Raw genomic sequence first — 25,535 nt, 5'->3', positions numbered from 1 at the left:
TATCTTAAAAAGATTCATTCTCCGTACGGTCAATCACCTCCTGCTGAAGATCTTCGTTCATATCGTTAAAATAATCGCTGTATCCGGCCATGCGCACCAACAAATCTTTATAATCTTCCGGATTTTTTTGAGCCGCCCTTAATGTAGCCGTATCAACAATGTTAAACTGAATATGGTGCCCTCCCAAAGTGAAATAACTTCTGATTAGCTTACCCAACTTGTTTATATCCTCCTCCTTTTTTAATAAGCTCGGAAGAAAACGCTGGTTTAACAATGTTCCGCCCGAACGAGTATGATCCAGTTTTGTCAGCGAGCGGATTACAGCTGCCGGTCCATTGATGTCGCAACCATGCGATGGCGAGGTTCCGTCGGAAATAGACTTCCCTGCCAATCGCCCGTTGGGTGTTGCCCCCATCACCTTACCAAAATAAATATGGCAAGTGGTTGATAGCATATTCAAGTGGTATTTCCCTCCTTTTATATTGGGTTTGCCATCAATGGCTTGAATTAAATCGTTGTATACTTTCAATGCAATATCATCTGCATAATCGTCGTCGTTTCCAAAAAACGGTGTTCTGTTCACAATCCGCTGGCGCAGCACCTCTTCTCCGCTAAAATTATTGGCCACGGCACTGAGTATCCGTTCCATATCAAATGTTTTGTTTTCGAACACATGATATTTTAAAACAGAAAGGCTGTCGGTAACCGTACCTAAACCGGTACACTGAATGTAGTTTGTATTGTACCGTGGACCCGCATTGTAATAGTCTCTCCCTTTTGCGATACAGTCATCGATCACTACCGATAAAAAAGGCGCTGGAGAATACTTGGCAAACATGGTATCTATATAATTGCTCACCCTCATTTTCTGATCAACCACATAATTCAACTGCTTTAGAAAAGCGTTATATAAATCTTCATAAGTATTGAACTCCATTGGGTTGCCCGACGTGCAACCAACAAATTTCCCGGTTACAGGATCAACACCGTTATTCAAGGTAATTTCCAATATCTTTGGGGTATTAAGATACCCGGTCAACACATAGGCTTCCTTACCAAAAGCACCTACTTCGATACAACCACTGCATCCGCCCTCACGCGCATCTGTCAAAGATTTCCCCTGGGAAAGCATCTCGGTTATATAAGTTTCCGGACTAAATACTGACGGATAACCGTGCCCTTGCCTGATAACCTTACATGCTGCTTTTAAAAACTTATCCGGTGTCTTATGACTGATATGCACCGATGATCCCGGTTGAAGCAGGTGAAGCTCCTCAACCACCTGGAGCATGATATACGAAACCTCGCTAACACCATCGGATCCATCGGTTTTAAGTCCGCCTATATTAATGTTGGTAAAATCGTTATAGGTACCACTTTCCTTTGCCGTGATTCCTACTTTGGGCGGTGCAGTTTGGTTGTTCACCTTAATCCACATGCACGAAATTATTTCTTTCGCCTCATCGCGTGTCAAGGTGCCCTCAGCTATTTCTTTTTCGTAAAAAGGAGCTAGGTGTTGGTCGAAATGCCCCGGGTTCATCGCATCCCAACCATTCAATTCGGTAATGGTTCCCAGATGAACGAACCAGTACATTTGCACAGCTTCATGAAAGGTGCGGGGAGCATTGGCCGGAACCCAACGGCACACTTCCGCAATTTTCAACAATTCTTTTTTTCGCTTAGGGTCATTTTCTGTTTTTGCCTTCTCCTCGGCCAAATTAGCGTGGCGCTCTGCAAAGACGATAGCTGCATCACAAGATATATCCATGGCTTTCAGCTCCTCGGCTTTGTCATTCGCGGCTGCATCGTTCAGGTAATCCAATGAATCGAGGTGAGCTTTTATTTCCTGCTTAAAATCGAGCATACCTCTTTTATATATTTTACCATCTAGACATGTATGCCCCGGAGCACGTTGCTCCATAAACTCGGTAAACAATCCGGCTTCGTAGGCATTCTCCCATTCTGCGGGCACATGGCTAAAAATGCGTTCGCGCATTGTTCTTCCTTTCCAATAAGGAATCACTTCTCTGGCGTAAGTATCTATATCTGCCTGGCTAATGGTATACGGTTGCTGTTCACGCGTATTCAACACGTGAAAATCGTCCACACTATGGCAGGTCAGTTCAGGGAATGTGGGTACCGCTTTAGGCTCTGGCCCCCGTTCTCCAACAATGAGTTCATCGTCGCCTAAGTATAACGTCTTTTTCTGGCAATGATCCAAAAAAGTCAAAGCTCTTAATACCGGGATAGAATGTTTCCCATAATGTTTTTTATAAAAGTCGGTTTGATGCAAAGCCCTTTCGATAGAGATGCTCGGTTTTGCCTTGAAACTCAATTCGCGCAAATGTTTTATCCTGAGGTTCATACCAGGACCTATCTCACTTTTTAAAGGCGCATAGAAATTACCCTGAACGGAAGCTGCCCGCTCTGCCGTTTTGTTCGTTTCTTGTTTTCCAAGTAATTCTTTAATGGAAGCTACCCCGGTTTCACTGGGATGCGTTTTATCATTATTTGTTGTTGTCATTATTATGGTATCTGAGGTGTAATGATTTACACAGCTTTAGTGGACTATGAAAACATCTTACATGTAATTACAGAAGATTTGTGCGAAAACCGCAAAGGAGGATTACAATCAAAAAAACGAAAGCAAGCAATATTCTTTAACGTCATATTACAAACAAGAATATTCTAATAGTAGAACATCAGGCATTCATATAAACAGCGATAGCCTTTGATTATGTTGTAATGTATGTTCATATATTGCACATGAATAAGATACCCAAATATCGCACTTTTTCCAGTGAATTACAAATCAGTTATTTTTTTGTTGGATACATTTATATTAAAATTTAATCAAGAAGCATTATTGCTTAACCTACATCAAAAGAAGATCTATTTATCTGCAAATCTATTCAGTAACTCCCCAATCTTTGTTTGGAATTGGCCCCATCTCAAAAACTAATTTTCCACCTTTCATTAGATCGTTATGATGTAACCAACTTACTTTGTATGGTGTTCCATTTAAGGTAGCCGACTGAATATACATGTTCTCCCTTGAATTGTTATTGGCAATGATTGAAAAGGTTTTACCATTCCCCACATTAATATCTACTTTATTCAGCACCGGACTGCACAGTTGATAAATAGGATCGCCAGGACAAGCAGGATAGAAACCCATTGCGCCAAATACGTACCATGATGAAACTTGTCCACAATCATCATTTCCGGGAAGGCCCCCTACATCATTAAAAAAATACTTTGCCAACATGTCGCGGACTACTTTTTGCGTTTTCCAGGGTGTGCCGATAAAATTATACATATATGGTGCATGCATCGAGAATTCATCGCCAACGTAATACATGTCCTTCTTGAAAAAGTCATCCAGATAAGCTTCCAGTTCTTTTTCGCCACCCATAAAATCAGCTAAGCCGGGAACATCGTGAGGAACTAATAAAGTATGGTTCTTATAATACACCTCTGTATCATGATCTGTACCTTGTGCCCAAACACTAATACTTTTATCGTAAGGAGGCAGCCACTCGCCATTTAATTTTTTTCCACGAACCAAACCTGTTTCACTATCTAAAACATTTATGTATCGCTTCGAACGCATCATAAACTCATTGTAATAGTCTTCTTTACCCATACCCTTAGCCATTTGAGCTATACAATAATCATCGTAAGAAAACTCTAGGGTTCTAGCAACTGGTTCCCCATAAAATCCGAAAACATCTGCAGGTACGTAGCCTATGTCATTGAAGTACTCTATTCCTACGCGACCAGAGAAACCACGGTTTCCCTTTTCAGTCGCGTTTTTCAACATCGCCTCAAAAGCCAATTCTGTATCAAAACCTCTTATACCTTTGACATAAGCGTCGGCAACAACTGCATCGGCATGCGTTCCCATCATAATGCTTCGATACCATGGATTCGGCCATTTTGGCAACCAACCACCTTCACAATAGGCATTTAACATTCCGTTGATAATGTCTGTCGTTTCTTGAGGTTTCACAATCACCCAAAGTGGATGCAACGAACGGAACGTATCCCAGATCGATAAGTCGGTGTACATCTCGCCTTCATGGACCTGATAATCAAACGGGCTGAAATATCTGCCTCCTTCATTCAGGTTACGTGGATTCACAAAACACTTGGTTAAGGCGGTATAAAAGATGGCTTTATCATCCTCGGTGCCTTCTGCCTGAATCATGTTTAACTCCTTATCCCAAATTGCAGCACCTTTAGCAACAGCCTTATCAAAATTAAAATCAGGAAACTCTTCTTCCATATTAGCTCGAGCCTGCGCAATATCAATCAAAGAAGTACCCACTATCATTTTCACTTTCTCCTGATCCTCAGTCGCAAAAGTAACATAAACAGCATTACCGTCCGCTCCTTTAAGTGCCAGTTGAGAACCCTGGTTTGGATCAGTTTTTACTGGTTCGGCGCATCTTAAATGCATCTCGGTTGTACTGGAACCATCGTAATACTCAATGCGTATTTCGTATTTCTCCCCTTTTGTAAGGTTCACGTTGTGCACATTGGTTCCGGTTGCCCGATACATCCATTGATCAATTACCATTTCGTCATTGATATACATTCGCGTACCATCTTTGGTGGTTAATTCGAATGTGTGTTCTCCGGATAGCCTTGCCACAAGTGTACCGGAATATCTTGCCGAAAAGAAATCGGCCACAACACCTTCGGCAGGTTCTTTCAACCAATTGTAGTTCAACTTAGAATATTTTACCACTACTTCAGGTTTACCCTTCAATTTATCATTATTAAAATACTCCGCCGTAAAACCATCAGGTACTAGCCCGGTATCAACCACATTGGGCAGTAAATCTATATGGTGAACTTTAAAAGGCTTATCGAATTTGGCTACGAAATGATTTTGGAAGTGACCTGCAATTACTGAATATCCCTCAATTTCGTTTCTATCCGGAATAACTTTATAGTTCCCCGGAACAAAAACACCATCAATTAATACTGACAATGATTCTGATTGGGGAAAAGTAAACTGAAAAAAAGCCGTTTTCGCAGCAGCAGTTAATTCTGCCTTAATAGAGTAGTCATCCAACTGTACCGAATAATAGTGAGGTTTCGCCGTTTCACTATCGTGATTAAATTTTGATGCACGGGCATTGGCATCAATTTTCACTTCACCAGTCATTGGCATAATGCACATAGCACCCCAATCGCCAACTACTGCACCGTTCGGGTAACGCGTACCTCTAAATCCCTGTATTTTATCCTGGTCGTACCAATATGGAACAGGAACTGTAACTACCCGGTGAGTCCAAACCGCAGTTTGCGGTGTCCAATGCGTTAAAGCCGACGGATTACCAACAATAGGCGAAACATACCCCATCGGTTCCTCCACCTCAGTGACCGTAATATCGGCAATACTTGCCGCACTGCCTACTCTTGTATCTACATAGGATAATTTTGAGTTTTTACGCCACCGCTCTCCTTTTTTTAATGATATAGTACACCCAAAAAAAATCACACTTAGCGTTACCATCGATAACGCTTTTTTAATCGTTCCGTTCATGTTATTATAGTTTTTTGGTAAAGACGCTAATTCTCAAAGTGAAATAATCTCCAAATTAAGTTCGAAGCAACATATCCCTTTGAACCCGCCATATGCATTAGAAATTCTATTACACATTGAAATTACTTTAAAACAAGCCCTTCGTTGCATCACTTCAACTCACCAGAACGATGCTCCCGAAAGTAATCGGGAAAAGTGATGCCTCGTTTCAGTAATGCCTTGTTTTATTGTTCTTGCAATGCTCATGACGAACCTCCAATACATAATCCGGGTTGAATTTAACAACCTTGACGCCATGGTTTCTGAAAATTTGAACTGCCAAAAAAAATGCTCCTTGAAAATATCCAAGAAGCATTCTAACTAGTCCTACATCATTTCAACAATTTATCCTTCCATAGATTTTTCCAATTCACGTGCATGAATCAAAAACTCCTCAACATTCATCTCTTTAAAGTAGATTAAACCATGGCTGGCCCTAATACTTGGATTTTCATTGGTATAGAAATAATCTTTACCTAACAGGTACTGAACATTTTCCAGTTGCTCTACCCAGATGTTTTTAGCCAAAGTACTGAACTTGCCATCCAGTTCATAACTAGGGAACGAAGCATTCACCTGGCTCAGGTAACAATCACTAAATGATTTATCCAGCACATCCATCGCATTCAGACTAACAGGTACCATGACATTGGCATCGGATGGTGCAAACTTGAACCACACATTACGATAGCCCCAAATTCGCAGGGTGCTTAGGTCTTCCTCTTTATTCCAAGCCCTGATAGCTTCGGCAATAGCCTGGAGTACTTTGTAATGTGTATCCGGACCGCTTCCTTCAGGGTCTAATGCCAAACTGATTACGGTTGGCTTTTCTTTTTTGAATTCTTCAAGAATAGGTGCTACATCACGCTCTCTATTGGGTTGTTCTGTAAAAATATCACCGGTATAAAACCCTAAACGAAGATGGCGAACATTCTTAACCTGAACACCCGAATGTGCCCAAACCAATTCTTCTTCGAACTCGCGAATCATACCTTTTAATTTCTGTATTTTTGGTGGATTTTTTTGCCCATCGTAACTTTCGCGTATATTGGAAAGAATGGCATTGATGCTATTTCTTAGTCCATCATAATCTTTCACTTCCCAAATCTGAACGATAGCCCTTACCACTCTGTGACAAAGCCCCCTTACTCTTTCCAAAGGCTCATCGGATGCTACATTTAACAGGAAGTGGTATACATCTTTATCCCACTTAAATTTATAACCGGACTCAAAAAAGTCAGGAAACTCAATCATTTGAATCCTTCCTTGATCGAGTAGATTCTTAGTATAATCGAGCGTTTCTGTCACAAAACTGTTTGTTACTGCCGTAAACCCTGAAGTAAGTACTGAGAAGATAGACTTATTGGATTTCTCCCTCAGGGTACGATTTACATGTGGTTGAATTCCTAACTGAATATCATCATGGTGTGGGCCAGTATGATAAAAAACCTGATTCTTTTCCGGCTCTAGCCCTTTGTAAATTTTAGCCTGTACCGAATCGATCACTTCCTGCACGGTATCCAATGACAAGTCAGGAATTAAACTACAGTAAGGATCTGATTTTAAATCGGAAAGTTCTAATTTGGGGCCGTATTTATTAACTCGCTTACACAGATCGATAATGGCTCTTTCTTTTTTTTCCTGCGTCCACTCTCCTGTTCGGTAATAAGCATCAATACTATCGTCAAGTTTAACTCCAGAACTTTTGGTAATATAGAACCTGCTGTTTGGAAGATTCTGCAATACTGTTGCCGGATATAAAACCGAAGGATCACTTTCGAGAGCATTTTTCACCACTGGTGCCTTCGCTTCTCCTGCAGCAAATATCAATGCCACTGCTTCCTTGTTGTAGGTTATTGATTCAAGACCGATGGAGATCACAAGTCGATTTTTGGAGATTTCTATCCCCCCCAAATCGCCTGCCGCCTGCGCCTGAGTTTCGAAGTTTGTTTTGGTAAGGCGTGTGGTCGAATAATGATCAGACCCCCGGGTGTTAAAAGCAATATGTCCATCGGGACCTATTCCTCCAAGAAAGAATCCTATTCCCCCTTTTTCCCTGATTTTACGCTCGTATTTAACACACCAGTCGTCAATCATAAAGATAGACGCCTGTTGTTGCTTTTCTTTTTTAGTTTTTGCTTCGCGATAACGCAATGACAAATCAACAATACTATCCGGGAAAACCTCTGAAAAGGGTTTCCCTTCGGCCAATGGAATTTCGTCGCAATTAATCAGCAAGGCACGTTCCGGGTCCAGCCCAAAACCTTTGATGTAATATTCATTTACATAGTGGTAAAAACTGTTTTTTTGAGTAGAACTGATTGGATAAAACTCGTCAATCTGCACAAAGTGCAACTTGCTTAAATCGGGTTTCTTTTCCACTTTTAACCCATTCTCCTCCCTAATCTTTTTACCTTTAGCGTTGTTCCAGTTTTCCAGCAGGTATTGTGTCCAACGGATAAAGTATTCAGGGGTTTTACCGGTGGGTAAACTGATCACCCCTTCAGGATTTTCGGCAACCCATTCCAAAAACCTTAACGCGGTAAACATTCCCAGCTGTGGAAAGTTATCCACGGCGATATAAGGTATTTTGGCACTCATTTTTTTTACGCCTGATTTCTGAAAATAGAAATCTTCAACGGGCGATAAAGTAGTTTTCATTATAAATGATAGTTTTTTTTTGGTTGTTAATTTGAATCAACGGTAAAGGTTAAAGCAGTTACTATTTCAGATGCCGCACCTGCAGTGCCGGTTCTTTATATTCAACACACCTAAGGTAAACACCCCAGGCTTTTATAAGTTGAATTGTAAGAACAATTAATTTTCTTACAACTCCTGATAGGCATTATTGCTTTAATTTGAAATATAGCTCTCCCCCACTCATTACCTGTTGATGGGTGATAGTTAGCCCTTTGAGCGGTGTTCCGTTGAGCGTTACTTCATCAATTAGCGCATTCCCTTTCCCAAAGTTATCGGTTTTTATAGTAAATTTCTTTCCATTTGGCAGGTTTAAGGTTGCCCCCGACATCCACGGGGAAGTGATATGATAAACGCCATCAGCCGGATTTACCGGGTACATGCCTAAGGAAGACATCACCAACCAAGCCGACATCTGCCCACAATCCTCGTTACCACAATATCCGTCCGGCTTGTCGGTATATTGAGATTCTATGATCCTTCGCACTGTTGTTTGGGCTTTCTCCGGTTGGCCTATCTGATTGTACAAATATGCCACATGATGGCTTGGCTCATTGCCATGCGCATATTGCCCTATCATCCCTGTTGAGAATATGGGCAACTCTTCGTCGGGATCATCGTAATACGTAAACATGGAATCCAATTTGGCAGCAAACACCTCTTTTCCTGTAGTTTCAATTAATCCCGGAATATCGTGCTGTACATGCCAGAAATATTGCCAGGCATTACTTTCGCAGAAAAACTCTGTGTATTCCTTTGCCACAAAGTGCTTAATAAACTGACCGTCCTTTGCCCTGGGGCGGAAGAATGTTGAATTCTTGTCGTAAAGATTCTTCCAATTATCCGCTCGTTTGCTGAAATAATGGTAATCATCTCCTTTTCCTAATGCCTTTGCCATCTCAGCAATACACCAATCGTCATAAGCATATTCTAAAGTTTTGGAGACGCTCCAATGCCCTTTATCTTTATCGTTCAGAGGTATATATCCATATTTCTTATAATCCGGCAGGCTCCAGGCATCGCTCATCGCTGTAGCTTTGCATGCTTCATAAGCTTTTTCGGCATCCATAGCGATTCCTTTAAAATAAGCATCGGCGATGACCGGTACGGAATGATAGCCAATCATCATATTGGTTTCGTTTCCTGCGAAGCTCCATACCGGCAACAATCCCGTTTCGTTATAATGGCTTAGGAACGAGGCGACCATATCCTCTACTTTGTCAGGAACAACTAATGTATAAAAAGGATGTGCCGTTCTATAGGTATCCCAAAGTGAGAATGTTTCCAGTTTATCATAGCCCTTAGCCTGGTGCATTTCTCCATCCGCTCCTTTGTACCATCCATCTATATCGGAATGTAAGGATGGCGTTAAAAAGCAATGATACAGGTTGGTATAGAAAACTGTTTTTTGATAGCTGGATCCCCGGATATCGATAACATTCAATTGCTTTTCCCATTTTTTATCCGCACTTTCCACCACTTTATCAAAATCCCAATGCGGGCATTCTGCCTCCATGTTTTTTCTGGCTCCTTCGATAGAATATGTGGATAAGGCTACCTTTATCAAGACCTGTTCTTCCTGATGGGATACAAACGAAATTTCAGCTTTCGTTTTCTTAGCTTTTACTTCTCGTCCTTCCACCTTTTCTTCGCCTTTGAAAAACCTGATATCCTTAATTGGCTTAGACATCTTCAAGACAAAATGCTCTCGCTGGTCCGGTGCCCATCCCTTTGAATAACGATATCCAACAATGGTATTTTCGTCTTCCAGTTTAAGATAGGTTTCAGTTGGGTTATCCCAGTTCAGTTTGTAACCTAAGTCTATCAGAATTTTTGATTCTTTATCTTTAGGAAAAGAATATCGGTGCACACCTACCCTTTCTGTGGCTGTTAGTTCTGCTTTTATGCCGGAACTTAACAGGTTTACCGAGTAGTATCCTGGCGAAGCCATCTCTTTGTCATGACTAAACATGGAATACGGACGATAGTCTTCCTGATCCGGCCACAAATCATTGGTAAACCTACTGTTATAAGGCATCACCAAGATATCATATAAATCACCGGCCCCGGTTCCGGTAAGGTGTTTATGACTGAAACCTGCAATGGTGGAATCCTGCCAGAAATAACCGGCTATCCTGTCCCAGCCCGGCAACCCGTTATCGGGACTTAGCTGAACCATTCCGAATGGGACAACAGCACCAGGGTAGGTATTTCCCGGCCCGTCAGTACCGATAAATGGATCGACATAGGACGTGAGCGATTTGGTGTCGTTTACCGCCTTTTTCTTTTGTGTTTGACAAGAGAAGAGAACGGGTATTAATATTAATGCTATGTATTTAACTTGAATCATTGTTCCTTAAAATTAGAATATTATCAATTTAGTTTGGCGAACAAGATTTGATTGATTTCCCTGCCAGCCGTTAGGCTGGCCACGCAATATTTCGTTGGTCATAATTCAACGTACGTGATACGTCGGATAATTTGTATTTAGATACCCGGGAATAATAGCCCGGGTTAAATGATTCTTATATCGAGTTTTTCTTTAGCCACTCGATAATTTCGGGGATACGACCGAAAGCGATGCCTACTACCGTATCGGCAGCACCATAATAAACCGCTACTTTTCCTTCTTCATCGTGCAAGGATGCACAGGGAAAAATTACATTGGGCACATCCCCATTCTGTTCATAATCAACTGCGGGAGCCAACAAATATGGTTGAGAACGTTGCAATACCTTATCCGGTTGCTCCAAATCTAACAATGCAACGCCCATTGAATACCGATATCCGCTGCAAGTTTGGATCACGCCATGATAAAACAACAACCAACCCTCTTCTGTTTTGATGGGTACACCACCTGCCCCCACTTTTAAGCATTGCCAGGCACTGTCTTCGAAAGGGGTTACTTTTAAAACTGAACGATGTTCACCCCAGTAAACCATATCCGGACTATAACTCATAAAGACATCTCCAAAAGCAGTATGTCCGTTATCGCTTGGGCGGCTCAACATACAATACTTACCATTGATTTTTTCGGGAAACAGAACACCGTTTCTGTTAAAAGGTAGGAAGGCATTTTCGCACTGAAAATATTCCTTAAAATCGAAAGTGTAAGCAATGCCAATGGTAGGGCCGTGATAACCGTTACACCAGGTAACCCAATAACGATCTTCGATAAAAGTAACTCGCGGATCGTATTTGTAAGCTGAATCAATCATTTGGGTGTTTCCCGCTTTCATCACGATGGGGTCCGGTTCAATTTCCCAGTTGATACCATCCTTGCTAAAACCGGTATGGATATTCATCTGAACGGCCTTATTATCACATCGGAATACTCCGGCAAAACCATCTTTGAATGGAACTACCGCACTATTGAAAATACTGTTTGACGTTGGTGTTTCGTACCGTCCAATAATTGGATTTTTGGAATAACGCCACATTACGTCGGTACAAGCTTCCGGTCTTTCTTCCCAGGGAATTGTATTTTTACTTATCATATCTCAAAACTTTAGTATTGTTTATATTTCTTTAATTTCTTTTTCTGGTTCGTTATAGGTAAATGGCACAAAGTAAGCAGCCAGCAAGGCTGGTATAGTTGCAATAAGTACCCAAATAAAGAATATTTTATACCCTAACCAATCACTTAAATAACCACTCAACATAGAGGGTAACATAAAACCGAGATTCATGATACCTGATGCGAATGCATAATGTGCTGTTTTATATTTACCCGGTGCTATTTGTTGCATCATAAACAGCATAAGACCCACAAAACCAAATCCATATCCAAAATACTCCAAGATAACCGCAACGGAAATCACAAAGATGCTATCGGGCTGGTTCATGGCCAGATATGAATAGACCGCAAATGGCACATTAAAAACCAGTGCCAGTTTGAAAAGTGTGTGTTTTAATCCTTTGGCAGAAATATAGTACCCGCCCAATATGGAACCTATTACAAAAGCTCCAGCTCCGAATGTTCCGTACACCAGCCCAATTTCGGAGGTTGTCATTCCCAATCCTCCCTCGGCCTGCGCAGCTTTAAAAAACAGGGGGGCAATTTTTATGGCAAAACCTTCCGCAAATCGATAAAGAATGATAAAAACAATATACCAGCCAATGAATTTTTTCTGAAAGAAAGTTTTGATGACATCCCATAAAGTGTCAAACCCCTCCCGAAGGGATTTAACTTCAGAAGCTTCGCCTCCTCGTGGTAGCATGCGGATATGGTATAGGCCCAGAATAAACATCACGACCCCATATGTGCCCATAACAACCATCCACGCATGTTTGATGCCCATGGTCTTTTCGAGTTCTCCGGCCAGATAAACAAATCCGCCAGCAGAAACAATTTTCGCAATATTATAAGCGGCACCTTGCCATCCAATGTATTTGGCTTGTAACTTTGGCGATAATACACTTAGATAGACCCCGTCGGTGGCTATATCGTGCGTAGATCCGCTAAAAGCTATAATTGCCAGCAGTGCTATAGAGTAGGTGAAGAAATTATGTAAGGGTAATGAAAGCGCCACCAATGCAAATAACATTCCTGTAACCAGTTGCGTTGCCACAACAAAGTGCTTCTTGGTTTTAAACATTTCCAGAACCGGACTCCACAACGGTTTTAATGTCCACGGTAGCATGACCAATGAGGTCCATAACGCAATTTGTGTGTCGCTAATCCCCATGTTTTTGTACATGATAGCCGAAGCTTGCGCAATGGCCACAAAGGGTAAACCCATGGCAAAATATACAGTAGGCACCCAAAGTGCAGGATTCTTAAAATTCGATTTTATTTCAGTCATTAGTTTTAGTGTTTTCTCTTATTAATTATTCTCCATCGAATGATTTATATAGCCAGGCCTGGGATTTATCCTGTATATAATGTTCGGGATCAAAACAGACTATTACCGATACACTTCTTAGGTTACCCGCCCGCGCCGCATAGGAAACTAGTATACTATTTAGTATTATATGCGCAGAGCATTGCCTACGGTTACTATGCAAAGCCTCCAAATTATATTCGGAACAGTCTATTCATCACTTTATTTCCTGTTAACCTCTTTTTCCAATTTTTCTATTAAACATCTAATCCTTTTTTTACTTGAAGTTTTAAACTGATTCTCGGGCAAATCATTTGTACCGTTAAACTTTACCTCATCTCTCCAAAAACAAGGTTCCTGTGAACAAACATCTCTTAACGAGGCATGAAAGGATTTCACACCCGTCTTCTCGGCAAGTTCTACAATATTGTGTTCATTGATTCCGCCACCGGGCATAATTGTCAACTTATCCCCCGTCATTTCATGTAAACGGGTTATTAACCCGGCTCCTTCCGTAACTGTGAATTTTTGGCCGGACGTCAACAGTCTTGATATTCCCAATGACATCAAGGTATCCAAAGCTTCAAACGGTTCCTTGCATTGGTCAAAAGCACGATGAAAAGTAACAGGCAATCCGTTGGCAGCTTCTATCATTCGTTGACATTGATCAATATTGACAGAACCATCCTTATTCAATGCGCCAATTACAACACCGTCTGCGCCAGCAGAAATCGCTTCCTTAATATCCTGCAACATAATTCTTAGTTCCAACTCATCGTACACAAAATTCCCCCCTCTTAGTCGAATGATTGGAAAAATATCAATATTTGAAACTTTTTTTGCCATGGCAATCGTTCCACCAGAAGGGGTAGTTCCTCCTTCAATGAGGTTGTCGCATAACTCTACCCTATCGGCACCTCCCTTATCGGCTTCAATAACCGATTGGATATTGCCTGCACAAATTTCTATTTCAAAGTCGTTTCTGTTCATTATTTTTTGTTCACGAATCACACGAAATAACACCAAATGGTTTTTCTGGGGAAAACACATTATTTCCGAATCGGATCACATCTATTTACTTTACAATCCTATACCCTTCAGAATCTATCAAGCAGTTCCCCGAACGCTTTTAAATCCAGGTTAACGCGAGTTTATATTCTGATGGGGATATAAACGCAGGATCAGTTCCTATCTGCCCAAATAAACCTCTAGTCTACCTCCTTTAACCATGTCGTGGTGGTTGATAAAAAATGAATGGGTTGATTTTTCATTCCACTTGATATCCTTTATAAATCCTTTTTTCTCTTTTTCGTGTTTTATAATCTCCAACTTTGTATTGGAATAAAAGCGATCATCCAGCTCAACGGTTACTTTGTCGAAAACAGGTGCTGTAACGGTATAATTCATATCGCCCGGGCAAACGGGATAAAAACCCATCATAGCATAAACCACCCATGCACTCATAGTTCCGCAATCATCGTTCCCGGGAATACCGTCGGGCGTGTTTTTAAAATAGGTATCAATCAATCTTCGTGTTTCCTTTTGTGCTCTCCATTCCTGCCCTTTCACATAGTTGAATAAAAATGGATAGTGCATATCCGGTTCATTGGCCATATCGAAAAGTCCATCCTCAAAGACTTTTTGAAGTTTTTGGGTGAACTTGTTACCTCCTCCATTGAGTTTTATCAGACCTTTGATGTCATGCGGAATACCAAATGTATATTGCCATGCAGTTCCTTCGTGGAAACCATGAACCGGTTCAAAGTCCTTTCCTTGCAAAGGATCAAAGTCCTGGATAAAAGTGCCGTCTGCTTTTTTAGGGCGGAGCATCTTAAATCCCTTTTTATCGAAATAATTCGTATATCTTTTGGATTGCCTATCGAAACGTTTATAATCCTCATCCTTTCCCAGTTCTTTCGCCAAGACACCCAGGTTCCAATCCGCCAGATACAATTCCAGGGCAATGGAAACCGAATTGTCATACTCTTCGGCAAAGGGCACATAACCGTTTCGCAAGTAAAAATCATTGTTGGTTCTTATCTTATTTTCCTTCTCAGGTGTGGTCGCAGATTTCAGCATGGCCTCGTAGGCAGCCTGAACATCGAAATCTTTTAATCCCCGAAGATAAGTGTCGGTTATCACAGGGAAAGCAGGATCACCGTTCATGGTGTAAGTTTCTTTGCTGTTTAGTTCCCATTTTGGCAGCCATCCGCCTTCTTTGTACATATCCACCATAGACCTAACCATATCCAACTGCTTTTCAGGATACAACAAACTCATCAAAGGGTGGAAATTACGGTAGGTATCCCACAAAGAAAAGACGGTATATCGGTCTCTGCCTTTGACTTCTCCAATACCAAACGATTCCATCATGGGGTATTGACCGTTCACATCGTTAATGATGTTTGGATGTATATTCATATGGTAGAGCGCAGTGTAGAAAACTGTTTTCTGATCCAAAGTACCACCTTCAACTTTCACTTTAGAAAGAACAGATTCCCATTCTTGCAGAGCTTCTCTCCTGGCTCTTTCAAAATCAAAACCTACAGACTCAAAATCAAGGTTTTGTCGCGCGTTTTCGATACTTACATAGGAAACACCAACCTGAACCATTAGGGCTTCGTTCTCCTCTGTTTCGAATGAAAAGTATGCACCGATACTATCTCCGGCCACAGGGTGTAGAAATTCTTCGTAGTACTTGAACTTTCCTGATGTTGCAGACCAGTCCTTTTCCGCCTTCATTGGAGGCATTTTTTTAAAGGCACCAAATGAAGTTGCCGGTTTGCTAAAACGTGCCACAAAATACACCGGTCGCTCGGAATGGCCATGATAACAAAAATTACCCGTCATACGCGAGCCTTCCACTTCCTGATTGCTGATTACTTTGAGGCAAGCACCGGATTCGTTGGTTAGGCTATTGCCTAAATCAATCAGGATATTTGATTGTCCTTTGGGAAAGGTAAATTTGCTTAATCCGGTTCTTTGGGTTGATGTTACCTGGGCTTTTATTCCATATTTATCCAGCATGCAGCTGTAATATCCCGGTTCCGCTTTTTGGGCAGACATATTGCTTCCAAACTCCTTCAAGGAGGCATTGACCTTACCCGTAGTTGGCATCACCATGATAACGCCTAAATCCGGGCATCCAACCCCGCTGAGGTTCACGTGTGAAAAACCTGTCAGGAATTTGTTATCCCACGAATACGGTGTAGACCACCAACGGGCATCTTTATCCCATTTGTTATCATCGGAACCCGTTACATTAAAAGGAACAACCGAAACCATTCCTTGTGGCACTATTGCACCGGGATTCGTGGTGCCAAAATTGGTTGTGCCAATAAAAGTATTTACGTATTGGGTATAATGCTGGCCGTAAGCCGATACCCCAAATACCGCCAATAAAATCGCTATATGTTTAAGTTTTATCATACTTGTTACATTTTGTAGGTTACAACCCTATTGCTTTTGCTTGCTGTCAAGGCCAAAGGGGAGAACCGTTGCCACTCTTATAATATACCTGTTAGTTGCTAATTGATTAATATTTCATCAACAAACAGCCAACCTTTATGACCTGCTGCGGCATGCCAATCCGGCACCAACCCAAAATTATTTACCTTAACCTTTAAGTATCTAGCTTCCGTTCTACCCAATTGGAAATCTTGCCTCCTTAAAAAAGGTTTTCCCATCTCTTCCTGCGAGAAATTAAGTTTTTGATAACCAATCGTATTATAATTATCATTATCCATTGAAACGGAAATTCTCACTGATGAAGGAGGAAAAATCCACACTCCTGTATTTGACAGATATCCTATGCTTACATTATTAATGGAAATTGGTTGACCAAAATCGATAGTTGCAACCATATCCTCACCATCAAACCCTGTCCATCTGCTATCATTAAAACTTTCCGATCCAATTTCCAGGTCCAACAGCATACTTCCATCCGCATCGCCAAACTTCTTTGATTCATTCAGCAACGTAATTTTAGGAAATCCCTTTTCCAGTTCTGCAAACCTTCTCCCAGCATAATAAGTACGCTCGTATATAAAACTTTGCTCCATTCCATTGGCATAAGCAATCGCTTTTAAATTAGATGTTTTACTAATTATGATAGGCTTTTTATACGCCCCGCTTCTTTTGTTTGGAGTCCTTCCATCCAGGGTATAATATATTTTAGCATTCGAAGTATGGCACGTAAGCTCAATCCTCCTAGACCCTTCAAATACCTCACTGTTATCTTTATCATAAGGTTTATAGGTTATCTTGGGCAGAGCGCTTTGGTTTTTATTTAAATCCACTTTTGCGTATGGCAGATCACCCTGTTTTGTACCCCAATCCTTATTGGGCGTTGACCCCATAATACATATCAATTCCCCGCCATCCATGATTTGATCATGCGTAAGATAGGTCTTTGTATAAGGTTTACCGTTTAACATAACGGACTGGATGTAGATGTTCTCCTTTGGTTTATTTTTGGCTTTTACCTTAAACTGTTTCCCGTTCTCCAGGTTTAATACCACCTCTTTAAACAACGGGGAACCAATAATGTATTTCATATCTCCCGGACAAACGGGGTAAAAGCCCATCGAGCTGAAAATATACCAGGCCGACATTTGTCCCAGATCATCATTATTGACAAGGCCATCCGGTAAATCGAAATAAAAATCATTTATTACCTGACGCACCTTCTCCTGGGTTTTCCATGGTTGACCAGCATAATTATACAAATATGGCATATGTTGCGATGGTTCATCACCATGCCCGTATTTTCCAATAAAGCCGGAGATATCCACATGGGTATGCCCTCCAATTTGGGTGGTATCCGCAAAAATATCATCCAACCAGAGCGCAAACACTTCTTTTCCGCCCATGAGTTCTATCAAACCGTTGACATCATGCGGTACATAAGCCGAATAGCCCCAAATATTTCCTGACACATAATTGGCGATTAAGTCATCCCAAACTTTCGGATTCATTTCGCGCCACTCACCCGTTGTATATTTAGAATATAAAAACTTTTTTACGGGGTGATAAAGATTTTTGTAACCCATACTTCTTTCGGCAAAAAGTGCTGCATCGTTTTGATTCCCCAACTTTTTTGCCAATTGCGAAATACACCAATCGTAATAGTTTTGTTCGGTTGTTTTGGAGACTGCACAGTTTAATTCCGCCGGAACATAGCCCAGCCTGATATATTCTGCCATCCCGTTTTTGTCGTAATTGGGAGAATGTTTTTCCAGGGACATGGCCGCTGCACGAACAGCCTGATATACTTTTTCCTTGTCAATTCCAGGAATATCTTTTAAGGCTGCATCAGCCAACGGTGAAACCGCATTGTAACCAATCATGCAAACATTATCGTGACCCAGGCATTCCCAAACGGGCAGCCCTACTTTTGTTTCAGTATATCGGCTCGTCAGTGAATTGACAAACTCAGCGGTTTTTCCCTGCTCTATAATGGTAAATAAAGGATTTAATGCCCGGTAGGTATCCCAGGTAGAATAGTTGGAATATTGGGGTATTTTCGATGGATAGGCTTTCCCCTCCAACCAATATTTTCCATCTACATCCGAAACTAAATTGGGCGAAATAAAGGAGTGATACATTCCTGTATAGAAAATTCTTTTATCAGATTCCGATGTACCCTTCACATGAATCTTGTTTAGTTTCTCGCTCCATTTATGCTTTGCTTCAGCAAGGGTTTCTTCAAATGAATTACCTTTTACTTCCGCTTCGTAATTAGCTTTAGCCCCTTTGTAACTCACAAACGATAAGGCTACCTGAACTTCTAGCGCTTCATCCGACTGAAGGTCAAACTGTACAAATGCCTTCGTATTATTACCATTGAGCTTAAAAACCTCCGTTATTATTTCATCATCCTTCGCCAAGCCATAACCGGATACCGGTTTTGAAAATTTGGCATAAAAATATACGGTACGCTCCCCCGCTTCCCCATCACATTTTTTGTATCCTCGAAATTCCGTTTCCGAAAGAAATTCCACTCCTGTATCTAATACCTTTTCCATGATATTGTGGGTAGGGTCGATAATTACATTTAATCGACCTTCTTTACCCAAGGTATATCTATGGCAACCTACCCGTTCTGAAGCTGTCAGTTCCACATGGACATCATAATCATCCAACACAACCGAATAATAACCTGCGGATGCTTTTTCCCTGTCATGCGAGAACCGGGAGCGATAACCAGATTCAGGATCCTCCTCTGTTCCAGGATTTAATTTTACTTCCCCTACCATTGGCATCAATAAAATATCCCCCAATCCTGCCAATCCTGCTCCGCTAATATGGGTATGTGCAAATCCTTTTAAAACACTATCGGAATAATGATATCCTGAGCACCAGTTCCATGATTTAAAATCGTTGGATGGGCTCAGCTGTACCATTCCAAAAGGAACCGTTGCTCCGGGAAAGGTATGGCCAATACCGTCGGTACCAATCATAGGATCCACATAATCGATGGGCCGTTGAGATCTGTTTTGGCAGGCCCAGAATCCCAGGATTAATGTGCTAAATATTATAATGTTTTTAACGTGCATACATTCTTCTTTAAAAGAAATCTTAATAAAATATAACTTGAATCACCCCCATCCCTCCATGTTTAATGGATTACTTCCTCCTTAATGTAAGGGTCAAAGGAAAGAGCTATTCTACCATGTAAAAAAACTAATATAGGGCAACCTTAATTTCACATAACACGGATGACTATTGACCAATAACTATTTCGACATCGAATAAGGTGCAGCTTTTTTGCTAACCCCTCTTTCTTTATTTGGGGTCGATGACATCTCAATTGTTATTTTACCACCATTTTGCAATTCTTTATGTGTATAATAATTGCGATCGATTGACTTTCCATTAAAATTAATATGGTTAACATACATATTTTCTTCGCTATTATTATTGGCTTCAATACATAGTTCCTTTCCATCTTCCAGGATTACGGTAACCTTATTGAATAATGGTGCTCCAATTACATACTGATCGGTTCCCGGGCAAACAGGATAGAAACCGAGCGAACTAAACACATACCAGGCTGATGTTTGTCCGTTATCCTCATCCCCACAATATCCATCAGGATTTGGTGTATATAACTTGTTCATCACCTCACGCACTTTCTCTTGGGTTTTCCACGGTTGGCCGGCATAATTATACAAATAAAGCATATGCTGTATCGGTTGGTTACCATGTGCGTAATTACCCATTCCCACAATCTGCATCTCACGGATTTCATGAATAGTAAAACCATAATATGAATTATCAAAAATGGGTGGTAAATTAAATACGGTATCCAATTTGCTCACAAAGGCATTTTTTCCGCCCATTAATCCAATCAATCCTTCCACATCCTGGAATACGCTCCAGGTATAATGTACACTGTTTCCTTCGGTAAAAGCATCGCCCCATTTAAAAGGATTAAATGGAGATTGAAAAGTTCCATCCTCGTTGCGGCCGCGCATCCAGCCTGATTCTTTATCAAACACATTCTTATAATTTTGTGCGCGTGACTTGTACAGATCAATTTCTTCTTGTGGTCTGCCTAATGTCTCTGCTAGTTTCCAGAGGCAGAAATCGGCATAGGCATATTCCAATGTACGTGCCGTGTTTTCATTAATATCCACATCGTAAGGAATGTACCCCAACGTGTTATAATATTCGTGACCATATCGTCCTACAGAATTAATTTCATGGTGCACATTGGCACTGTTTTTAACAATGGCTTCATATAATTTTTCAATATCATAGCCTTTTATTCCCTTTAAGTAAGAATCGGCTATTAAAGAAGCAGAGTTAGATCCAATCATACATCCACGGTGACCCGGGCTAGCCCACTCCGGCAGCCACCCACTCTCCTCGTAAGTATTTACCAGACCTTCCATAATTTGGCTATTTAGCTCCGGATACATCAACGTAAAAAATGGGAAAACTGCCCGGAAAGTATCCCAGAAACCATTATCCGTAAACATATATCCCGGTCGCACTTCTCCGTTATACGGACTGTAATGAACTATTTTATGATCCCTATCCAGCTCATAAAATTTACGTGGAAACAGCAAAACGCGGTATAAGGTAGAATAGAATGTTCGTATTTGATCTATATTATCGCCTTCTACTTTTATCCTGCCTAATTCTTTATTCCACTCATTCTTACCATCATCTTTGATTTGGGCAAAGGTTTTATTACCTAGTTCACGGTCCAGGTTTAACTGTGCCTGTTCCGGAGATATAAATGAAGAAGCCACTTTTACATTTACTTCTTCTCCTGCCTCAGTTTTAAAGCCAACAACAGCTCCTACATGGTCATCCTCGGCAAAAGTTTTTCCCCTCAACAGTGTAGAATCTATCCAGGTATGAACGATTTCAAAATCCTTGTCGAACTCAGCCACAAAATAGTTATGAAAATTCTCCGGTACACCTCCGCTATTATTTCTGCAATAGCCAATAATCTTTCTTTCTTCCGGGATTATCTTCACCATCGACCCTTTTTTAAATCCATCCAATAAAACAAAAGACTGTTCGTTCTTGGGGAAAGTAAACTTAAAGGCTGCTGCTCTTTCGGTTGGAGTTATCTCTACTTTTGTATCATAATCAGCCAGATAAACACTATAGTAATAAGGCCTTACTTCTTCTGCTTTATGAGAGTACCACGAGGCTCTTTTCTCTTCTTGAAATTGTAAGTCTCCCGTAACGGCCATTAAGGCAAAAGCAGCATAGTCATTTATCCAAGGACTTGGTTGATGTGTCTGTTTGAACCCTTTAATTTGGTAATCGCGATATTTATAGGTCCAGCCGTCACCAAAATTGGCCGTCATGGGTGTCCAGAAGTTCATTCCCCATGGACGTGCAATCGCCGGATAGGTATTCCCGTTTGAAAGGGAAAACTCGGAATCGGTTCCCATTAAAGGGTTAACATACGCTGCATAATCGATACTTGATTTGGGAATTACATACCCTTGTGCATATCCGTTTAAAACAAGCACAATCATGGTCGAAAAGAACAATAAACTCTTCATCATTTTATATTTAACACGCAAATTATTTTTCCTCCACCGCCTCTAGAATTCCGATGGCAGTTGTTTCCTTTAATTTGAGTTCAAAGTTAAATCTAAACAAAGAGCAGTGCAAAAAGATGTGTTATGTCGCAACTGACATTTATTGTGCTATTCCGTTATATCTCGGAGGCGATTAAAAGCCAAGCATTTTACGCCATCATTTCTTTACATGACAAAATAAAAACCTCGTTTTAACAAATGATGTTAACATTTGTTATTAAAATAGGAAATTTAAAAATGATAGGATTAACATTTTATATATATTTGATATATAAAGCTAAAATAGCAGAGCTTAACTTAATTGTGAAACACTGTACACTGTAATGACACCTGAAAATAATATCAGAATCAGTCTGCCATCTTTTTTGATTGAGCCGGGTGATGTTTTTCATATTGTTAGAAGAACAATAACGGCAGATGAAAACCTGGATTACCACGACCATGATTATGCCGAAATATTCTGGATCAAGGAAGGTACCGGTATTCACTATATCAATGGAGAAAAACACCCCATCGAGAAAGGGACATTAGGTTTAATACGTCCTTCAGATACACATACTTTTGTATCATCAGGTAACAATACCGGTTTGGTGGTTACCAACATTGCCTTTTATTTGGAAAGCTTAAAACTTTTTAAGGATAGATATTTTCCGGATTCGGAAACATTTTTTTGGACCAAGGATAAAATGCCATACATGGTTCACCTGAACGCCGACCAGATAAACGAAATTTCATCGCTGACCGATTACACGCTTTCTAAAAAACGGGACTATCTTCATCTGGACATCATGATATTACAGATATTTAAAATGTTGACTGAGTCATTTGAAGCCAAAGCCAAGGGCATCCCCCATTGGCTGGCACTTGCATTGGAACAATATAATTCGCCGCAATTATTCAGGGAAGGAGTCCCCGGTTTTGTGGCACTCACCAACCGTACCACGGATCACGTGAATAAAATAATCAAACAACACCTTAACCAAACTCTTACCGAAACCGTTACAAAAATTAAGATGAGTTATGCCGCACAAAGGTTAACCATGACCAATGTGCCCATCAAAACCATTTGCTATAACTGTGGATTTAACGCGATCGGGCATTTTTACAAAGTATTTAAAAAATACAATGGCATGACACCCAATGAATATAGAGCAGTAAACCATAGGGTGTTTTAATCAGCCTGCAGTGTGTGATTGGCTAGTGTTCGTTAATCGGTGCATTGGCACAATGGTTTCGGTATTCAGTAAAATTGTATCCGTTCAGTTTTCGAAATTAGGTGTGTCCAAGGTGCAAATCTCCAACTTCACCAAAAAATATATCATACAATTCGGGTATTCTTTTTTGAATATACACTAATGACTAAAGGCTGCTGCCTGATAAAGAAAAAACCGCAAGCCCCTCAAAGACGAGAAACTTGCGGTGACGAAACACAGTCAACCTCTTTAGGATGACATTATGTACAACCTTTTATTTTAGTCTGCACTTACGGCAGCATTCCACGAAATACCTCTCATATCACCCATATAGTTTCCTGTTTCATCGGCAAACTTAACGCCTTTAACTCTATCTAATGGGAAATAAGCATTCAAACCTGTTTCATCCCCAGTAATATCTGCGTCAAGCTCCCCAGGGGCGCGAACGACATCCCAAAGACGGAAATCCTTCATGTAACCATCCATTTTACCCCAGCCATTACCTAGCCACATTTCTCCCCAACCAGAATTGTTTGGAGCACCTATGTCTTCAAATACTGCTTCTTCAACTCCATCAACAAATATCTTAGTTGTGCGGGCAGTATTGTCATGTACTAAAGCAACATGTTGCCACACTCCGGTTTTCATCACCAACGGGTCTGTTTTTGGACCTTGCCATCCTGCACCTGCATTTGTAAAGTTCCAAAGACCGCCTGAACCCAATACGTTTTCTTCTGTAAGTTCATCATATCCATAAACCCAAACACCATATTCTCCGTTATTAAAGAATTCGCCGGTTCCATAACCGAATAAAGACTTAACTTTCACATTAAATTCAACGGTATAATCTCCTTGAGGCGTATAGTTAGGCGTAATACGCAAACCTACTGCACTTGACAAATCACGATCAATCAATATACCATCGGCATCACCCACTAACATTGAGTTGATTAAAGCAATATTTTCATCAACAGTAGTAGCATAGTCATCCAAAGCAGACTGACGGGTCTCATTTTCAAGTTTATCATTACCGTCAGCGATAATCTCGTCAATAAAATCTAAAGTTCCTATTGGGTAATCTCCATCTTGTTCTCCTTCCGTAACCGTAGCTCTGAAATCAGTAATTTTAGTGATAGCTGCATTAATATTATCGTAAACCAATACTATAACAGGAGGTTCTGCAACCCATTCAATACTACCTACCGTGGTAGCAGTATAATTACCGGTAACATCGGTGAATTCTGAACCTAAATCAGATCCGAACGGGAAATAACAAACCAATCCAGACTCAGCACCTGTGATGGTAGCTGTTCTGTTAGCTTCAATTGTAGCCGCATCCAGCACTGACCCCCACACTCTAAAATCTTTAACCAAAGTGTTACATACGCGGTCGGTCCACATAGGACTATTACCAATCACGAATGGTTTATCAGCTGCTAATAGATGGGTATTTTCATTTTCTGCTAACTTAACACCATTGATATAGAGCTCTTGAACAGAACCGGTATTAGTCATGGTAACATCTATCCATTCACCTGACTTCATTGTACCGGCACCTGCCTGATCTCCTGTATCCACCCAATTATTGTTACCTACAACTACCTGAATTTTACCGTCACTAAAGTATCTAACACCAAAACCACTATCAGGACCTGATTGCTCTGCCGAGAAAAGGTTGTTTGAATAGCCTTTTGTATTTAAGTCGACGACATAACACTTGATTTCAATGGTCCATGCTCCATTTAAAACAGTTTTGATATTATCCGAGATTTGGATATAAGTATCATTTTCCTGCTTAATCCATGGCATGGCAACAGCCACGGTACTTGCTTTAAACAAATCAACAGCAGCCTGCAATTTTATTACCGCATCATCTAAATCGGCTTGCGATCTTGCATTTTCTATTTTCCACTCAACCCAAGATAAGGCGCTCTGAAGTTTATCAATGGAACCTGGCTTATAATATCCGGCATCAATTCCCTCCTCGCTACCGGCAATCAATGTCTCCGCTTCTGTCATTAATCCATCCAACGAAGTATTGGCGAAGCCACCACTTGTTTCGTCATCTTCACATGACACAAAAGAGAATGCCATGAAGATGGATAGAATACCTATTAAAAAGGCATTATTATATGTTTTTACGTTCATTTCTCTA

At 40.7% G+C, this 25,535-nt stretch carries 12 protein-coding genes; 1 reads left to right on the top strand and 11 read right to left on the bottom strand.

Annotation, left to right across the window (positions count from 1 at the left end; all coding sequences use genetic code 11):
* Positions 1-4 precede the first annotated feature (4 nt).
* The 10 genes from hypD to ACRD64_RS04790 all read right to left on the bottom strand — a co-directional run bounded on the left by hypD (position 5) and on the right by ACRD64_RS04790 (position 22,151).
* Positions 5-2,524 carry a trans-4-hydroxy-L-proline dehydratase gene (gene hypD / locus ACRD64_RS04835; RefSeq protein ID WP_430932091.1) on the bottom strand — a complete coding sequence of 840 codons (2,520 nt, stop codon included), beginning with the start codon at positions 2,522-2,524 and terminating at the stop codon, positions 5-7.
* 384 nt (positions 2,525-2,908) lie between these two features.
* Entirely contained in the window at positions 2,909-5,557 is a 2,649-nt protein-coding gene (locus ACRD64_RS04830; RefSeq protein WP_430932090.1) for a GH92 family glycosyl hydrolase, read from the bottom strand.
* A gap of 384 nt (positions 5,558-5,941) precedes the next feature.
* Entirely contained in the window at positions 5,942-8,257 is a 2,316-nt protein-coding gene (locus ACRD64_RS04825; RefSeq protein ID WP_430932089.1) for a glucosamine-6-phosphate isomerase, read from the bottom strand.
* A gap of 184 nt (positions 8,258-8,441) precedes the next feature.
* Positions 8,442-10,643 carry a GH92 family glycosyl hydrolase gene (locus ACRD64_RS04820; RefSeq protein ID WP_430932088.1) on the bottom strand — a complete coding sequence of 734 codons (2,202 nt, stop codon included), beginning with the start codon at positions 10,641-10,643 and terminating at the stop codon, positions 8,442-8,444.
* A 175-nt stretch (positions 10,644-10,818) separates the two neighbouring features.
* Positions 10,819-11,790: a glycoside hydrolase family 130 protein gene (locus tag ACRD64_RS04815; protein ID WP_430932087.1), complete on the bottom strand. Its 972-nt coding sequence runs from the start codon at positions 11,788-11,790 to the stop codon at positions 10,819-10,821.
* Positions 11,791-11,811: 21 nt separating this feature from the next.
* The gene (locus tag ACRD64_RS04810) at positions 11,812-13,098 is read right to left on the bottom strand and encodes an MFS transporter (RefSeq protein ID WP_430932086.1); all 1,287 of its coding nucleotides are present in this window, start codon (positions 13,096-13,098) and stop codon (positions 11,812-11,814) included.
* A gap of 240 nt (positions 13,099-13,338) precedes the next feature.
* The gene (locus ACRD64_RS04805; RefSeq protein WP_430932085.1) at positions 13,339-14,106 is read right to left on the bottom strand and encodes a copper homeostasis protein CutC; all 768 of its coding nucleotides are present in this window, start codon (positions 14,104-14,106) and stop codon (positions 13,339-13,341) included.
* A gap of 198 nt (positions 14,107-14,304) precedes the next feature.
* Positions 14,305-16,545: a GH92 family glycosyl hydrolase gene (locus ACRD64_RS04800; protein WP_430932084.1), complete on the bottom strand. Its 2,241-nt coding sequence runs from the start codon at positions 16,543-16,545 to the stop codon at positions 14,305-14,307.
* A gap of 98 nt (positions 16,546-16,643) precedes the next feature.
* Positions 16,644-19,673 carry a GH92 family glycosyl hydrolase gene (locus ACRD64_RS04795; RefSeq protein WP_430932083.1) on the bottom strand — a complete coding sequence of 1,010 codons (3,030 nt, stop codon included), beginning with the start codon at positions 19,671-19,673 and terminating at the stop codon, positions 16,644-16,646.
* Between the two features lie 180 nt (positions 19,674-19,853).
* The gene (locus ACRD64_RS04790; RefSeq protein WP_430932082.1) at positions 19,854-22,151 is read right to left on the bottom strand and encodes a GH92 family glycosyl hydrolase; all 2,298 of its coding nucleotides are present in this window, start codon (positions 22,149-22,151) and stop codon (positions 19,854-19,856) included.
* Positions 22,152-22,510: 359 nt separating this feature from the next.
* Here ACRD64_RS04790 and ACRD64_RS04785 point away from each other — a divergent pair, with 359 nt between their 5' ends.
* On the top strand, positions 22,511-23,362 hold the full coding sequence (locus ACRD64_RS04785; protein ID WP_430932081.1) for an AraC family transcriptional regulator: 852 nt from the start codon (positions 22,511-22,513) through the stop codon (positions 23,360-23,362).
* A gap of 297 nt (positions 23,363-23,659) precedes the next feature.
* On the opposite strand, the gene ACRD64_RS04780 is transcribed toward ACRD64_RS04785, so the two are convergent.
* Positions 23,660-25,528 (bottom strand): LamG-like jellyroll fold domain-containing protein, encoded by a 1,869-nt coding sequence (locus tag ACRD64_RS04780; protein WP_430932080.1) that lies wholly within the window; start codon positions 25,526-25,528, stop codon positions 23,660-23,662.
* Positions 25,529-25,535 lie beyond the last annotated feature (7 nt).

Source organism: Saccharicrinis sp. 156, assembly GCF_050589685.1.
Lineage (GTDB): Bacteria > Bacteroidota > Bacteroidia > Bacteroidales > Marinilabiliaceae > Saccharicrinis.
This window is presented reverse-complemented; position numbering and strand designations above follow the sequence as displayed.

Coding starts and splice junctions, on each gene's coding strand:
- hypD (WP_430932091.1), bottom strand. CDS start 2,524: ATGACAACAACAAATAATGATAAAACGCATCCCAGTGAAACCGGGGTA.
- ACRD64_RS04830 (WP_430932090.1), bottom strand. CDS start 5,557: ATGAACGGAACGATTAAAAAAGCGTTATCGATGGTAACGCTAAGTGTG.
- ACRD64_RS04825 (WP_430932089.1), bottom strand. CDS start 8,257: ATGAAAACTACTTTATCGCCCGTTGAAGATTTCTATTTTCAGAAATCA.
- ACRD64_RS04820 (WP_430932088.1), bottom strand. CDS start 10,643: ATGATTCAAGTTAAATACATAGCATTAATATTAATACCCGTTCTCTTC.
- ACRD64_RS04815 (WP_430932087.1), bottom strand. CDS start 11,790: ATGATAAGTAAAAATACAATTCCCTGGGAAGAAAGACCGGAAGCTTGT.
- ACRD64_RS04810 (WP_430932086.1), bottom strand. CDS start 13,098: ATGACTGAAATAAAATCGAATTTTAAGAATCCTGCACTTTGGGTGCCT.
- ACRD64_RS04805 (WP_430932085.1), bottom strand. CDS start 14,106: ATGAACAGAAACGACTTTGAAATAGAAATTTGTGCAGGCAATATCCAA.
- ACRD64_RS04800 (WP_430932084.1), bottom strand. CDS start 16,545: ATGATAAAACTTAAACATATAGCGATTTTATTGGCGGTATTTGGGGTA.
- ACRD64_RS04795 (WP_430932083.1), bottom strand. CDS start 19,673: ATGCACGTTAAAAACATTATAATATTTAGCACATTAATCCTGGGATTC.
- ACRD64_RS04790 (WP_430932082.1), bottom strand. CDS start 22,151: ATGATGAAGAGTTTATTGTTCTTTTCGACCATGATTGTGCTTGTTTTA.
- ACRD64_RS04785 (WP_430932081.1), top strand. CDS start 22,511: ATGACACCTGAAAATAATATCAGAATCAGTCTGCCATCTTTTTTGATT.
- ACRD64_RS04780 (WP_430932080.1), bottom strand. CDS start 25,528: ATGAACGTAAAAACATATAATAATGCCTTTTTAATAGGTATTCTATCC.